General features: G+C 66.6%; 14 protein-coding genes. 5 read left to right on the top strand and 9 right to left on the bottom strand.

Annotated elements, in window-relative coordinates:
* Positions 1 to 4: 4 nt before the first annotated feature.
* Positions 5 to 1015 carry an SRPBCC domain-containing protein gene (locus NR810_RS27645; protein WP_257456942.1) on the bottom strand — a complete coding sequence of 337 codons (1011 nt, stop codon included), beginning with the start codon at positions 1013 to 1015 and terminating at the stop codon, positions 5 to 7.
* Positions 1016 to 1374: 359 nt separating this feature from the next.
* Between NR810_RS27645 and NR810_RS27640 the strand changes: the two genes are divergently transcribed.
* Positions 1375 to 1653 (top strand): hypothetical protein, encoded by a 279-nt coding sequence (locus NR810_RS27640; RefSeq protein ID WP_257456935.1) that lies wholly within the window; start codon positions 1375 to 1377, stop codon positions 1651 to 1653.
* Positions 1654 to 1791: 138 nt separating this feature from the next.
* Here NR810_RS27640 and NR810_RS27635 read toward each other — a convergent pair whose 3' ends face one another.
* The 5 genes from NR810_RS27635 to NR810_RS27615 all read right to left on the bottom strand — a co-directional run bounded on the left by NR810_RS27635 (position 1792) and on the right by NR810_RS27615 (position 5589).
* A complete protein-coding gene (locus NR810_RS27635) occupies positions 1792 to 2016 on the bottom strand; it encodes a hypothetical protein (protein WP_257456933.1) in 225 nt (74 codons plus the stop codon).
* Positions 2017 to 2081: 65 nt separating this feature from the next.
* Positions 2082 to 2837: a hypothetical protein gene (locus tag NR810_RS27630; RefSeq protein WP_257456931.1), complete on the bottom strand. Its 756-nt coding sequence runs from the start codon at positions 2835 to 2837 to the stop codon at positions 2082 to 2084.
* A gap of 47 nt (positions 2838 to 2884) precedes the next feature.
* Positions 2885 to 3259 (bottom strand): terminase, encoded by a 375-nt coding sequence (locus NR810_RS27625; RefSeq protein ID WP_257456928.1) that lies wholly within the window; start codon positions 3257 to 3259, stop codon positions 2885 to 2887.
* Positions 3256 to 3909, bottom strand: a complete 654-nt coding sequence (locus NR810_RS27620) for an AraC family transcriptional regulator (protein ID WP_306818562.1) — start codon at positions 3907 to 3909, stop codon at positions 3256 to 3258. The genes NR810_RS27625 and NR810_RS27620 overlap by 4 nt, the downstream gene beginning before the upstream one ends.
* A gap of 240 nt (positions 3910 to 4149) precedes the next feature.
* Positions 4150 to 5589, bottom strand: a complete 1440-nt coding sequence (locus tag NR810_RS27615; protein ID WP_257456926.1) for an SLC13 family permease — start codon at positions 5587 to 5589, stop codon at positions 4150 to 4152.
* A 199-nt stretch (positions 5590 to 5788) separates the two neighbouring features.
* Here NR810_RS27615 and NR810_RS27610 point away from each other — a divergent pair, with 199 nt between their 5' ends.
* Positions 5789 to 6193 (top strand): hypothetical protein, encoded by a 405-nt coding sequence (locus NR810_RS27610; RefSeq protein WP_257456919.1) that lies wholly within the window; start codon positions 5789 to 5791, stop codon positions 6191 to 6193.
* A gap of 1 nt (position 6194) precedes the next feature.
* On the opposite strand, the gene NR810_RS27605 is transcribed toward NR810_RS27610, so the two are convergent.
* Positions 6195 to 8507 (bottom strand): endo-1,4-beta-xylanase, encoded by a 2313-nt coding sequence (locus NR810_RS27605; RefSeq protein ID WP_257456918.1) that lies wholly within the window; start codon positions 8505 to 8507, stop codon positions 6195 to 6197.
* Positions 8508 to 8803: 296 nt separating this feature from the next.
* On the opposite strand from NR810_RS27605, the gene NR810_RS27600 reads away from it, so the two are divergent.
* Positions 8804 to 10009 (top strand): Kelch repeat-containing protein, encoded by a 1206-nt coding sequence (locus tag NR810_RS27600; RefSeq protein ID WP_257456917.1) that lies wholly within the window; start codon positions 8804 to 8806, stop codon positions 10007 to 10009.
* Positions 10010 to 10021: 12 nt separating this feature from the next.
* Here the strand turns inward: NR810_RS27600 and NR810_RS27595 are convergent, their stop codons facing one another.
* On the bottom strand, positions 10022 to 10801 hold the full coding sequence (locus NR810_RS27595; RefSeq protein WP_257456915.1) for a hypothetical protein: 780 nt from the start codon (positions 10799 to 10801) through the stop codon (positions 10022 to 10024).
* Positions 10802 to 11033: 232 nt separating this feature from the next.
* Between NR810_RS27595 and NR810_RS27590 the strand changes: the two genes are divergently transcribed.
* On the top strand, positions 11034 to 11471 hold the full coding sequence (locus tag NR810_RS27590; protein WP_257456913.1) for a DoxX family protein: 438 nt from the start codon (positions 11034 to 11036) through the stop codon (positions 11469 to 11471).
* A 15-nt stretch (positions 11472 to 11486) separates the two neighbouring features.
* On the opposite strand, the gene gcvA is transcribed toward NR810_RS27590, so the two are convergent.
* On the bottom strand, positions 11487 to 12371 hold the full coding sequence (gene gcvA / locus NR810_RS27585) for a transcriptional regulator GcvA (RefSeq protein WP_257456912.1): 885 nt from the start codon (positions 12369 to 12371) through the stop codon (positions 11487 to 11489).
* A 164-nt stretch (positions 12372 to 12535) separates the two neighbouring features.
* Here gcvA and NR810_RS27580 point away from each other — a divergent pair, with 164 nt between their 5' ends.
* A complete protein-coding gene (locus NR810_RS27580; protein WP_257456910.1) occupies positions 12536 to 13231 on the top strand; it encodes an FMN-dependent NADH-azoreductase in 696 nt (231 codons plus the stop codon).
* The last annotated feature ends 4 nt before the right edge of the window (positions 13232 to 13235 follow it).

Raw genomic sequence — 13235 nt, 5'->3', positions numbered from 1 at the left:
GCACCTACGCGAGGTCTTCGAGCACCCTGGACCAGTGCTCGCGCATCGCCTCGCGGGCCTTCGCGTCTGGCAGCTTCTCCATATGCACGTGGAAGGAGACGCCTCGCGCCTTCGGTACCAGCGTGAGCTGCAGTGTCGCGGGCTTCCTCCATCCTTCTGGCTGCCAGGTCATGCGGATGCGCTGCCCGGGCTTCACCACCCGGACCTCGCCGCGTACGCCGGGTACTCCCCGGCGCTTGGGAACCTCGTAGCCCGCCCCCGGCTCGAGCGTCAGCGTCGCGCCGGCACCGAGCCATCGCTCCGCCTGTGTTGCAACCCGCTCCCACATTTCCTGGGCACTCACCGGCAGCGTGCGTACCACTCCCACCTGGAAGCCCGTCGCCGCCGTCTCGCCCACGACCCGCTTGCCGCGGGCCTGCTCGTACGCCACGGCAATGGACTGCTGCCACCACGTGGACTCCACCTCTCGGGCCAGGTGCGCGACGAGCTTCTTGTGGTTCAGCTCGCCTGCTCCCGCCGCGTCCAGCGCACGCATCCACCCCTTCCAGTCCCGCCCGGTCGCCTCCTTCACGGCGCTGTCGGTCACGCGTTCGGTGATGAGCGCCTTCTTCGCGGCCACCTTCTTCGTGGCCGAGGGCTTCTTCCCGCCCGCGGCGATCTCCGCGAGCCGCGCCTGCACCAGCGTCTTCACCAGCTTCGCCGGGAGCGGCTTGTCGGGCGGGAAGGTCACGCCGCTCTTCGACGTGGCATAGCCGTCCAGCTGCGCCTTCAGCGCCGGCACCACGCTGCCGCTGAAGGGGTAGTAGCCGCAGTGGGTCTTGAAGAAGGCGAAGCCGGCAACGGCCTTCCCGTCGACCTTGAAGGTGGGCATCCGGTAGCTGATGGTTTCGACCGCCCCCGGAAGCAGCTTGCGGAGTTGCATGCGCAGCGCCTCCAACGTCTTCTTCGCCGCCGGGTCCTTCAGTTCCGCCAGGTATGCGTCGATGGGCTGCAGCCCTCTCGGATTCGTCGCCATGGTCTTCGAGCCCCCGTGGTGTTCTCAGAACGCGGTACGCATCCGCGCTCCGTTCTGGAGCGCTCTCGTCAGAAGCTTCCGGCGTTGGGTTCGATTCCCGCAGCCCGGACCACGTCCCTTCTGTGGAGCATAGAGCATAGGACGGATGGGAGCCCGGTTGATGGTGGGGTGCTGGACTGAAGGCCTTCCCAAGCCCGCCCTGTTTGACCGTGCGCTGCCGCGGACCTGGCGCTATCTTCGCTGCGAGTGGAGCAAGGCGCCCGCCGATTGGAGAGGGGTCCTGAGTGCAAGGAAGCATATGGGTGGAAGTGAGCGGCGGCATCGTCATTGCTCGTTTTCGCGGCGAGCCTACTGAGGCCTTGCTCAGGGAAACCCAGGAGCGCGTCCTCATCCTTCTTCGGGACACGACGCGCCGGAAGGTCCTCTATGACGCGCTGGAGATGGAGCCGCCCACGGTGGAACTGACGCTGGTGCAGCAACAGCTCAGCGAGGAGATCCACAAGATGGGGGTACGGGTCGCGCTCCTTGTCCCCAACAGCCGTCTGGCCTATCTCTCCCGGATTGCCTTTGGCGCGGGGGACCACCGGGTGTTCTACAACGACCTGGGCGAGGCCATTGCCTGGTTGATCGCGGACTAGGGAGCGCAGAGCCGTCCCTGCATCCAGCCCCTCAGGCGCGAGCGCGGGACGCGGTGGGGACCAGGCCAGAGGATGAGCAACTCTCCCACGTCGGGCGGGGTGAGCTGAAGGCGAGGCGCCTTGGAACCCGTTTCAGGATCAGCTCCGCGGATTGGCGGAAATCACGTGCTGGGCGGCGACCCGGGCGCCGTCGGAGCGCACCGAGCTTGCGCTGGAGAGAGCACGGGCAGTCACGCCGGGTTGGAGCGTACGCTCGAGCGCGCGGGCGGCCTGGACCATCGCCTGGCCGAGGCCGTGCGGCGCCCGCATGCTGCCGAAGCCGAAGTAGATGGGCGGCTCGCCGGTCTCGAGGAACGCCTCCAACTCGGGGGATAGAGGACGCTCGTCTGCGATGTCCTCTTCGGGCAGGACGTGAGTGGCGCGGCGAGCTACTCCGAGTACTCCTGCCTGGCGACGAGGCGCCAGTTGCGATTGTAGATGTGGAGCTTGGAGAACCAGCCGCTGTGGCAGCTGCCGCTGTTGCTGGCGGTGTAGCCGTAGACGAAGCCGTTGTGGACGCGGGCCTCGAGCTGGGGCGAGCCGGGGTTCTCGCAGGGCTGGTTGACGCGGACGGCCTGGTAGGCGGCCTCGGCGAGCACTTCTTCCTGGCCCTCGAAGTCGTAGAGGGAGTGGACGCGGTTGGCGGTGAAGGTGCCGAGCTGGCTGGCCTGCTGGGCGTCGCTCAGCGTGAGGAAGGACCGCAGGTTGGCGAGGGTGGCGGCCTCGGAGGTGATCGAGCCAACGAGGCGGTGAACGGCGCCGTCATTGTCGGAGAGCGCGGCGCGGATGGCGGTGATGCCGGACGAGCCCTGGTAGACGGAGCTGTCGCCCCAGGTGAAGCTGAGGGCGGTGCTGGCGGAGTAGGCGTTGAGCGCGCAGGAACCGTCGGCGCCGGCGGTCTCGACGAGGATGATTTTGCGGAGGCGGTACTCGGGGTTCAGGAGGGCGAGGCACTCGTTGCCGGCGACGCCGTCGTAGTTGGCGGCCGGGAGAACGGCCTCGACGATGTTGTAGACGCGGAACGCGGGATCCGTGGCCTGTTGCTCGGTGGACTGGAGGGTATCAGTGTCCATCTCGGCGCCGGAGCAGCCGGCGGCGATGGAGGAGGCGAGGAGGAGAGAAGAGAGTCGGAGAGAGGTTCGCATGGCCGCGCAAACTAGCACTCGTGATTCGTTCGAGCCCGAACAATCATTCAAGCAACGGACGCACCGGCGTTACGCGTCGCACGCCAGGCTCGAGCGAAGCCGCCCGACAGCACGAAACGGGGAAACGTCACCCACTGCTCGACGAAGAGCCGCGCGACGACGTCGAAGGGACCCCGGAAGGGGACGGGCGCTTCCGATTCGAGGCGGTGGCCACGACCCTGGAGTGCCAACGCGCTCACGACCGCCAAGGCCCCGGGAAGCACCATCCAGGGCGAGGTGAAGGGTGAAGTGGCGAGCAGCACCGTGCCGGATTGGAACAACGGCACCGTCAGCGCATGGACGAGCAGGTTGCGGCGATCGCAATGGTTGTCCGGGTAGAGGCGCCATTGCCAGGAGAGGAGTCCATCAGTTCGGTCGTTCATGCCCCTGATCTACGGGGCGCGCCCCCCGGGCGTCTTGAACGAGTTGGCTGCGCCGTGGGCCGCAACGCCGTGGGCCGCAACATCGACGGAGGCAGGCCCAGCATTCGCCGGAAGGTGCGCGTCATGTGGGCGGCATCGGAGAAGCCCGCGGCATGAGCGGCCTCACCCAGGGACATGCCCGACACGATGGCCGCGGCGGCTCGCTGGAGCCTCAACCAGGCGAGATAGGGTCGCAGGGGCAGCCCGATGGATTCAGTGAAGGCGTGCATCAGGCGCCCCGGTGAAAGCCCCACCTGCGACGCGAGAGCCGGTAGCGAAGTGTCCCCCTCGGGTGGCAGTTGGCGGAGCAGCCGGAGCAGCTTGCGCACCCGGGGATGCACGGCACGCCGGGCCGGGGCCTCACCCGCGCCGAGAACCTCGATGGCCAGGTGGGTCCACTCGGCTCCTCCGGCTTGCATGAGGCGCATTGGGTCCGCATCCCGGGCGAGGGTGTCGCGCTCGACGGCGGAGAGGGCCCGGAAGGGGCCTTCGACAGAGGCCCCGAGCGCCGCGCCGGCTTCACTCTCGGGGTCGAGGAAGACGAGCAGCACCTCGCGGCCCGCGGCATCGATGGCGTGAGGCACATCGGGCGCCGTCAGCACTCCGGGCATCTCCCTCCAGGGCTCACGACCGGCACGCACGCGCAACGGCCCGTCGAGGCCCAGCACCAGGTGCATCGCGTGGTGGGAATGGCCAGCGCTGCTTCCACCAGGTCCCCGCATGGCCAGCAGCGGAGGCCATATCGGCAGGGGCGCCCCAGGGGCGATGTGAGGTGCTCCAGCGATGCGCACCCCCTCATGCTACACAGCACGGCTCACACCAGCACCCACCAACCCGCCGCGCTCCGCCGCTCAGCCGAGCACGAAGCGAACCCAGAGGAGCCCGTAGAGGGTGAGCAGGGCGGCGGCGAGCAGGTCCAGCACCACGCCAATCTTCATCATCGTGGGCAGGCGCACGTAGCCGCTGCCGAAGACGATGGCGTTGGGTGGAGTGCCCGCCGGCAGGGCGAAGTCGCAGGACGAGGCGAAGGTGCTCACCGCGAGCAGGGGCAGAGAGCCGGGCAGCACGTTGAGCAGCACGTTCACCGTGGCGGTGTTGGAGGCCACGGCGGACAGGGCCACGGTGGACAGGGCCACGGCGCCGTACTGCGCGATGGGGCCGAGGGCCTCCAGGCCCGCCAGGCGCGCGGCCATGTACGTGGACAGGCCGCTGCCCTCGATGCCGGCGGCGAGCGCGAAGCCTCCTCCCAGCAACAGCAGCGTGTCCCAGGGCACCCGGGCGAGGGCCCCGCGCGACAGCCGTCCCAGCAGCACCAGCGTCCCGGCGGCGAGCAGCGCCACGGCCGCCTCGTAGTGCTTGCCCAGCAGTTTGAAGCCCCCGAAGGCCGAGGCCACCCACGGCGCCAGCACGCCCCGGAGGAAGTCCCCGCCCATCCACAGCACCGCGGCTACCAGGAAGACGGTGCCCACCACCTTCTCGCCGCCCGAGAGGGGCCCGAGCGCGGCCAGCTCCCGTTGGATGATGTCCACCCCCTGCCCGGGGCCGAGTGCGTCCCGGCGGCCCTTGCGCCACAGCACCCACCACACGAGCGGCAGGAAGAGGACGACGAAGGGCAGGGCGGCCAGCATGTACTCGACGAACCCCACCTCCATGCCCAGCCGCCGCGAGGCCACGCCCGCGAAGACGGAGTTGGTGGGGCTGCCGATCTTCGTTCCGATGCCGCCGACGTTGGAGCCGTAGGCCACTGCCAGCATCAGCGCGGCGCCGAAGTGCTGGAGCTTGCGGCCCTCGGAGGACTCGAGCTGGGCGAGGAGCGCCATGCCGATGGGCACCATCATCACGGCGGTGGCGGTGTTGGAGATCCACAGGGAGACGGAGGCAGTGGCCACCAGCATGCCGAGCAGCAGCCGCTGGGGCTCGGTGCCGATGGCATGCATGATGAGCAGGGCGATACGCCGGTGCAGGTGCCACTGCTCGAGGGCGGCGCCCAGGGCCATGCCTCCGAGGAAGAGGAAGATGTAGGGGTCCACGTAGGGGAGGGTGGCGCGGCCCATGGTAGCGGGCAGGCCGTGCACGCCGAAGACGCCCAACGCGGGGAAGAGGACGAGTGGGAGGAGGGCGGTCCAGGCGATGGGGACGGCCTCGGTGAACCACCAGAGGGCCATCCAGGCGGCAACGGCGGCGGCGGCGGCCGGGCGGTGTCCCATACCGGGCACTTCGTGGAGTCCCGAGGGGATGAGCAGGAGGGCCGCGGCGGCGAGCGGCCCGGCGAGCAGTCCGAGCAGGTGCACACGTGATGGCGAAGTAGGGGTCGCACTCCGGGTCGAGCGGGAAGCCACGTGCCCACCGTGGCACAGGTGGCGTGAGCAGGGCCATGGGCTCGGGGTTGGTTCCTGATGGAGATGATGGATACTGACATGACTCTCGTGAGTGGCGAGGCCTGGTTCCGACGGTTGATTCAGTCACGTTGAGCGGGCAAGGTCCCACTCCATGAGTGACAAGCAGGTCTTCCAGGACGAGTACTTCACCGTCCTCGTCGACGAGCGGAGAGGCATCGTCCGCACCATTCGCAGCAGCGCACCGTTCACCTCGCTCGAGGAGCTCGAAGGCATCTTCACACGGCTCGGTGAATCCCTGGATGCACTGGGGCGCTCGCGGTATGGACTGCTCGCCGACCTCCGAGCCGGCCCCGGCCGGAACGATCCCGAGTTCGAAGCCATCATGGAGCAACGCCACCGCCCCCGTTGGATCGGCGGCTTCCGGCGGGTCGGCGTGCTCGTGCGCAGCACCGTGGGCGTGATGCAGATCCAACGCCATGCCCGGAGCGATGGTGTCGAACGGATGATTTCGAAAGACGAGGACGAGCTGCTGAAGTACCTCACCCAGGGCGGCTAGGTCATTGCGGCTCGCTCCCCCAGATGAGCTGACCGTTCCGGTAGAGCGTCACTCTCTCCCACTGGGTGAAAGAGGTTTTGGAGGGGTCGAAGGAGTAGTCATTGGATTCGTCGAAGTTCGACCAATCCACCTTGTGGCCGCGGATTTGGATTTCCCCTGAATCGCCAACAGCCGGAATGCTACCCGCAGCGGAATCGAAGGCGATCTCCAGGTAATGATCCGCCCCCGTCTTCCCCGTGCTCGTCTTCACCAGCTTGCTGGTGACGTTCGAGTTGCCGACGCGGGCATAATCACAGTAGATGGCAAGCGGCTTTTCCCCATCAATCGTGAACCAGTAGCGGATGGTCAGCTCACTCAGACCCACGGGCTCGCCGCCGTTGTTCTTGATCTTGAAATGCGGCCTCAAGCCGTTATCACCCACCTGGGTGTCCGCCGCACGGTATTGCAGCTCGAGATTGCCCGGGGGAGGCGTCGATGTCTCCCGAGGGGTTGCGCTCAGCTGCGCCGAGTTCCCGCTCTCGCCCGCGGCGTTTACCGCACTGATGACGTAATGATACGTCGTTCCATTCGTCACCGACGTGTCGGAATAACTCGTACCGTTGACCGCTGCCAGGGGGGTGTACGGTCCGCCATTTGTCGTCGAGCGCTTGATTTTGTAGGAGCTGGCATTGGTCGAGGCGCTCCAACTCAAATCGATTCTTCCATTGCCCGCCGTCACGGTCAACCCGGTGGGGGGAGCGGGGACAGCGGACGCGTTCACGATGGCCCAGTAGGCCTGTTTGGACTGCAGACGCTCATCGAACAAGAGGGGCCAATTGTTGCGGGCCACCGGGAACGTTCGCAGCCAGGTGTTTCCGTCATCCTTGCCCCACAACGTGACGCTGGTGACCAGGTTCTTGTGTCTCTTGAAGACCTCGAACAACTGTTTGTAGAGAGAGGCCTGCTTCTGCTTCAACTCCTCCGGGAACGTGTCGTATCGCTGCGAGGAGTCGTAGTACACGCTCACATCCAGCTCGGTGATGTGCGTCTCGACCCCCAGATCGGCGAATTTGACGATGGAGCTCTCGATCTCCTGAATCGTCGGATAGTAGAGGCTGACGTGCGTCTGGTGTCCGACACCATCAATCGGAATCCCCTTGGCCCTCAAGCGCTTGACCAGGTCATACATGGCCTGGCTCTTGCCTGATTCGTGTGTGTTGTAATCATTGATGAACAACACAGCATCCGGGTCCGCTTCGCGGGCGAACAGGAACGCCTTCTCGATGAACTCCTCCCCGGCGATCTGGTACCACAAGCTGCGGCGCAATCCGTCAGGCTGCGAGGCATCGAGGACCTCGTTGACCACATCCCAGGCGTATATCTGGCCTTTGTAGCGGCCCATGACCGCGTTGATGTGCTTCTTCATCCGTTGGAACAAGAGCTCCTTGCCCGCCAGATTCCCGTTCGCATCACGGAAGACCCAGTCCGGCGTTTGTGAATGCCAGACCAGCGTGTGCCCCCGGACCTGCTGCCCGTTTCCAACCGCGAACTGAACGGCGGCATCCGCACCGCTGAAGTCGAATACTCCCTCCTGTGGCTCCGTGCTGTCCCACTTCAAGACATTTCCCGGTGTCGTGCTGTTGAAGTGCTTGGCGAGCAACTTCCTGTCCGCATCCGCCAGGAGCTCACTGTTGGAGAAGGAGGTTCCGATCAGGAAGTCATTGGCGAACACATCCTCGAGCGAAGGAATGCCTTCTTCGATGACAATGGGCCCGAGATCAGGCAGCCTCTCCAGACGGAAATCGTCGACATGGAAGACCAGCGAGGAGTCGTTCGGCGCTTCGAAGTATACGGACAGGTTGTCCGCCGCCTCGAGCAGCTTGTACTGGGCCTGGAACCTCACCCAGTCATTGGATGTAGCCGTGTCGAAGTATATCCTCTCGTAGTAGGTGGTACTCGGCGTCTTGCGCTGGAGCGTCATATGCACGCTGGTGCTCGGAGCTGCCTGCGGCAGCTTGATCCACCCCGTGAACACGTAGGTCTGGCCCGGTTCCATGTACGCCGTCACGTCCAGCGTCGGTCCGTGCCACGACTGCTTGCGGCCACCCACCTTCAGGCCGTACGAGCCGCCGCGGGCCGCTTCCGCTACCACCTCCAACGTTTCCACACCACCGCGTCCAGTCCAGCCCTGCACCGTTCCATCTTCGAAATCAGTCTGGAGGAGCAGGATGTTTTCAGAATGTGCGGGATGCGGCGAAAAGAGCAGCGGAATCAAGAATGACGCCAGGAGCATTTGAAGCACTCCCAGAACTGGCTTTTTCTTCATCGAGCTCATCCTTTGTCCTCATGCCTGGGGTTGGGGGTGGTTCCGGCACCTCAGCGGTAACAGCCAAGCGTAGTCAGTGATTGACCGTAAATCGAGCAATCACATTATTCATTGACTTCACTGCGCGTCAAATGGTTCGAAGATAGGAGAATTTTCCGTTGAGTCATCAGCACCCCTCAACCGATGAGAGAGGAGCGGATTTTCCATGTTTTGAGAGTCATGGCGCCCCCGTGATTCATCCGCGTCAGCGGACCGTTTGACGTAGAGTGAACGCTCACGGTTCGCCCGGTGTGCTTGGAGGACTCATGATGAAGCCTTGGAACTCATTGGTGCTGACTGCGGCCTTGTGTCTGGCGGGCGGTTGTCAGACCGAACCTGGCGAGCCATCCACCCCCTCGGTCCCCTCCGCCGCCGACCCGTCGCCGCCGAGCCCACAGACTCCCCCGTCCGAGGTTCCCGAGCCGAACCTGGAACCAGAAGCTCCTTCGTCCGAGGTTCCCGAGGATCCGGACGCGCAAGGCACCTGGAGCGCCCAGGCCCCCACTTTGGGGGCGCGCAGCGATCAGCGGGCGGTGCTGCTGAGCACGGGTGGCGTGCTGGTGCTGGGGAACTCCTCGGCGGAGGTCTACGACCCGAACGCGAATGAGTGGAGGACCGTGGCGCTGCCACGCCTCGCGCATCGGTCTCAATTCACCCTGACGGCGCTCGCCTCGGGCAAGGTGCTGTTGACGGGTGGTGTGGCGGGGGTCCAGGGCGAATGGCCCTGGCAGAACAGAGCCGAGCTGTATGACCCCGTCACCGGCACCTGGAGCGACACGGGGTCGTTGAGCGATGGGCGCGCCGGACACACGGCGATCGCGCTCGCCTCGGGCAAGGTGTTGGTGCTGGGTGGCATGCACACGCCCATCGCGTCAGTGTCCAGCGCGGAGCTGTACGATCCGGACACTGGCACCTGGAGCGGCGCGGGCGGCCTGGCGGGAGCCACCGATCATGCCGCGACGCTGCTCTCCTCGGGCAAGGTGTTGGTGACGGGTGGGTACGCCCCCCGCTACGCTCCACTCAATCTGGTGCACGTGTATGACCCGGACACGAACTCGTGGACGCGGGAAGGGACCATGCCGCGCGCGCGCTCGGGACACACCTCCGTCCAGCTCGAGTCGGGCGAGGTGCTGGTCCTGGGCGGCGATTCGGCGGCGGTGGACATCTACACGCCCGACACCCATCAGTGGTCCGAGGGTCCATCTCTCCCCTTCGGGGATGCCTTCAGCGCCACGTTGCTGCCGGGCGGGGAAGTCCTCGCGCTGGGCCGCTCGGGGCAGGCGGCGCTGTACTCTCCGGCGACCCACAGCTGGCGCCTCGCGAGTCCCCAGCTCCAGGCGCATGTCTACGGCGCGGCCACGGTTCCGCTGCCCACGGGGCAGGTGCTGGTCATCGGTGGGACAGGAGCTCCGTCCGCCGTGGAGCGCTTCACCCTCCGAGACTCCGGCGCCCGGGGCGAGGGCACGCGATAGGACACGCTCTGGTCAGAGCGCCTTGCTCGACTCGCGCTCGCCCACCCCATCTTCATCATCGGTGCACGGGTAGCGGTCGAGCGTGGCGTGCAAACCCTTGTCATCCGCGGACACGCGCATGACGTCCCGGATCTCACTGCCGTGGTCGCCGCACTCCATCTCCACCCGTTCGACCTGCTTCGACTTCAGCAGCTCCGCCCAGGTCTCGGGCTCCAGCACGAGCGGCTTCTCGGGGTGCTCGGCGGTGCCGAGCGCGCGCACGCGGCCGTCGCGCCGGTCGTAGCCGATGAGCACCGCCTCGCGCAGGCCGCAGATGAAGGCATTCGTCTGCAGCACGAACTCGCGCGCCTGGCCATCGTGGTCGTAGTCGCCGAGCTCCATGGCTCGCAATGATTTGCGGCGGCCGAGCACGCCCATCAGCTTGTCGGGATGGATTTCATCGTCCCCCTCGCGAGGCGCCCAGCGCCGCAGCATCGCCTTGGGTTCGTCCACTTTCATCGCGAGGTTCTCGAACAGGGGCGTGAGCGGCACGCGCTCGGGTGGCTTGCCCGGACGCAGGCGCACGAGCTCCAGATCGCCACGCTCGGCGTAGGCGAAACCCTCGCAGCCACAGGAGACGGCCCCCGAGCTCTCGAAGCACTCGAGCGCGGGCGTCGAGCGCCACTCCAAGCGCCAGCGCTCGACGACACCGTCGACCTTGACCCGGACCTGCTCGCGCAATACGGGGCCTCCGGCCACCGCCGCCGTCCCGAGCAGACACGCGAGCCCCATCCCTCCCATGAGCCGCTTCATTCCGACCTACGCCTTCTGGAACACGAGGAAGTACTGGTCGGGGAGGAAACCATGCGCCTGGGACTGGCCGGTAGTCCTTCCCACAAAAAGGTTGCGTACAATTTGATTTGACGCAATATGCTTGGCGGCCGAACCGCTCGCCGTGCGAGCAGGAGGTCAGTCGCGAGCGCTGAGGGGCATCCGCTGCTCACGGCCCGCCGGCCAGCATCCACGAACTTCCCTTGGAGGAATCATGTCTCAAGACGCTGCCGTGGCACGCCCCAGTCTCCTGAAAACCCTTGCACGCATCTGGCTGGGAGCCTCCTTGCTCCTCGCGGGGGCGGGCCACCTCACGTGGGCCCGCATCGAGTTCCAGGCCCAGGTGCCGAAGTGGGTACCACTCGACGCCGACTTCGTCGTCCTCGCTTCGGGCATGGTCGAGCTCGTGCTCGGCGCGGCGCTCCTCTTCGCGCGCCGCCTGCGCCCGCAGGTCGGGTGGGTGGTGGCCGCGTTCTTCGTCGCGGTCTTCCCGGGCAACATCTCGCAGTACGTCAATGGCATCAGCGCGTTCGGTCTCGACACCGACAGGGCGCGATTCATCCGGCTCTTCTTCCAGCCCGTCCTCGTCGCCTGTGCCCTCTGGTCGACCGGCGCGTGGGCGGCCTATCGCGCGTCGAAGCGCTCGAAGTGACGTCGCGGCCGGGGCTCAAGGCTGGGCCGCGGCGCTCCGGAGCCAGGCGCGAAGGGCTGAGATTTCCGGGCGCGCCCGTGCTTCCGCGGGATGGACGAGGTGGTAGCGGTAGCCCTCGAGCACCGGCCCAAAGGGTTGAACGAGGGTCCCACTCCTCAAATCGTCATCGACGAGTCGCAGGCTCAGGAGCGCGATGCCCTGTCCCGCGAGCGCCGCCTGGATCGCGTGGCTCTCGTCGGTGAAGGTCGTCCCGCCCGTGGCGTCGATGCCTGGCAGATCGGCGCGCTCGAGCCACAAGCGCCACGTCGGCGTGTCGCGCTCGACGCGCCGCCACTCGAAATGCAGCAGGGAGCGGCTGCGCAGGTCCTCCTTGCGTCTCATCCCGAGCCGGGGGCTGCAGACGGGAGCGAAGGAGTCGGAGAACAGCTCCTCGGAGACGAGCCCGGGATAGGGCCCACGCCCGTACCGGATCGCCGCGTCGGCGACGCCGGAGCGGAAGTCGACGGGCTCGTTCGAGGCGTGCAGGCGCAGGTCGATGCCGGGGTTGGTTTCGCGGAAGGCCGCGACCCGGGGCACCAGCCACCGGGCCGTGAAGGCGTTTGTCGCCGAGAGCGTGACCACATGGCGGGACGGGCGAGCGGTGAGCGCGTCCAGAGCCTTCGCGAACGCGTCGAAGCCGTCGCGGAGCACCGGGTAGAGCAGTTGCCCCTCGGGAGTGAGCAGGACCTGCCGGGTGCGCCGCTCGAACAGCCCGACTCCGAGCAGCTCCTCGAGTTGCCGGATCTGGTGGCTGATGGCGGTCGGGGTCACGCCCAGTTCCCCGGCGGCCCGCTTGAAGCTGAGGTGGCGGGCCGCCGCCTCGAAGGCCCGGAGCGCGGAGAGTGGAGGCAGCTGTCTCATGGTCGTGGATGGATGAGTTCCATTCAGCCGTCGGCTGAGAAAGACACGTTTGTCACGGAACGTGCCCGGACGCATCTTCTTCCGCGACACAGGGCCGCCACGGCGAGAGAGCGAACACGCGCGGGATGGCCCGGGAAAGCTCATGGAGCAGGGGAGACAAGACAATGGCTGAGCTGCTGCATATCGACTCGAGTGCCCGTCCAGGCGGGTCCGACGTCAACCGTCATGGCTCGCATACTCGCCGTCTGACGGCCCGGTTCGTGGCGCGCTGGCGTGCCGCCCGCCCACGGGATGGAGTCATCTACCGGGATGTCGGGCTGAATCCGCCCACGCCGGTAACGGGCCGGTGGATCCACTCCGCCTTCACGAAGCCGGCATTGCGCGAGCCCTGGATGCGCGAGACGCTCGCGGAGAGCGATGCGTTGGTGGACGAGCTGCTCGCCGCGGATGTGATCGTCGCCGGCGTGCCGATGTACAACTTCGGCGTCCCCGCGCAGTTCAAGGCCTATATCGACAACATCGTCCGTGTGGGCCGCACGTTCGGCTTCGACCGCACACGGAAGGGCGACCCCTACTGGCCCCTGCTCACGGAGGCGAACAAGACGCTCGTGGTGCTGAGCTCGCGCGGCGACTTCGGTTATGGAAAGGGACAGCGAATCGAGCACATGAACCACGTGGAGCCGAGCATCCGGACCGCCTTTGGATACATCGGCATCACCCATGTGGAGTCAGTGGCGATCGAGTACGACGAGTTCGCCGATGAGCGGCTCGCGGCGTCGATCGCCCAAGCGGAAGCCGAGGTGGATGCCCTCGTCGACCGTCTGCTCGAGCCGCGTCTCGCCACGGCTCGAGCCGTTTGAGATT

The organism is Archangium lipolyticum (assembly GCF_024623785.1).
In the GTDB taxonomy this organism is placed as follows: Bacteria; Myxococcota; Myxococcia; order Myxococcales; family Myxococcaceae; genus Archangium; species Archangium lipolyticum.
This window is presented reverse-complemented; position numbering and strand designations above follow the sequence as displayed.

Coding starts and splice junctions, on each gene's coding strand:
- NR810_RS27645 (WP_257456942.1), bottom strand. CDS start 1,015: ATGGCGACGAATCCGAGAGGGCTGCAGCCCATCGACGCATACCTGGCG.
- NR810_RS27630 (WP_257456931.1), bottom strand. CDS start 2,837: ATGCGAACCTCTCTCCGACTCTCTTCTCTCCTCCTCGCCTCCTCCATC.
- NR810_RS27625 (WP_257456928.1), bottom strand. CDS start 3,259: ATGAACGACCGAACTGATGGACTCCTCTCCTGGCAATGGCGCCTCTAC.
- NR810_RS27620 (WP_306818562.1), bottom strand. CDS start 3,909: ATGCCCGGAGTGCTGACGGCGCCCGATGTGCCTCACGCCATCGATGCC.
- NR810_RS27610 (WP_257456919.1), top strand. CDS start 5,789: ATGAGTGACAAGCAGGTCTTCCAGGACGAGTACTTCACCGTCCTCGTC.
- NR810_RS27605 (WP_257456918.1), bottom strand. CDS start 8,507: ATGAGCTCGATGAAGAAAAAGCCAGTTCTGGGAGTGCTTCAAATGCTC.
- NR810_RS27600 (WP_257456917.1), top strand. CDS start 8,804: ATGATGAAGCCTTGGAACTCATTGGTGCTGACTGCGGCCTTGTGTCTG.
- NR810_RS27595 (WP_257456915.1), bottom strand. CDS start 10,801: ATGAAGCGGCTCATGGGAGGGATGGGGCTCGCGTGTCTGCTCGGGACG.
- NR810_RS27590 (WP_257456913.1), top strand. CDS start 11,034: ATGTCTCAAGACGCTGCCGTGGCACGCCCCAGTCTCCTGAAAACCCTT.
- gcvA (WP_257456912.1), bottom strand. CDS start 12,371: ATGAGACAGCTGCCTCCACTCTCCGCGCTCCGGGCCTTCGAGGCGGCG.
- NR810_RS27580 (WP_257456910.1), top strand. CDS start 12,536: ATGGCTGAGCTGCTGCATATCGACTCGAGTGCCCGTCCAGGCGGGTCC.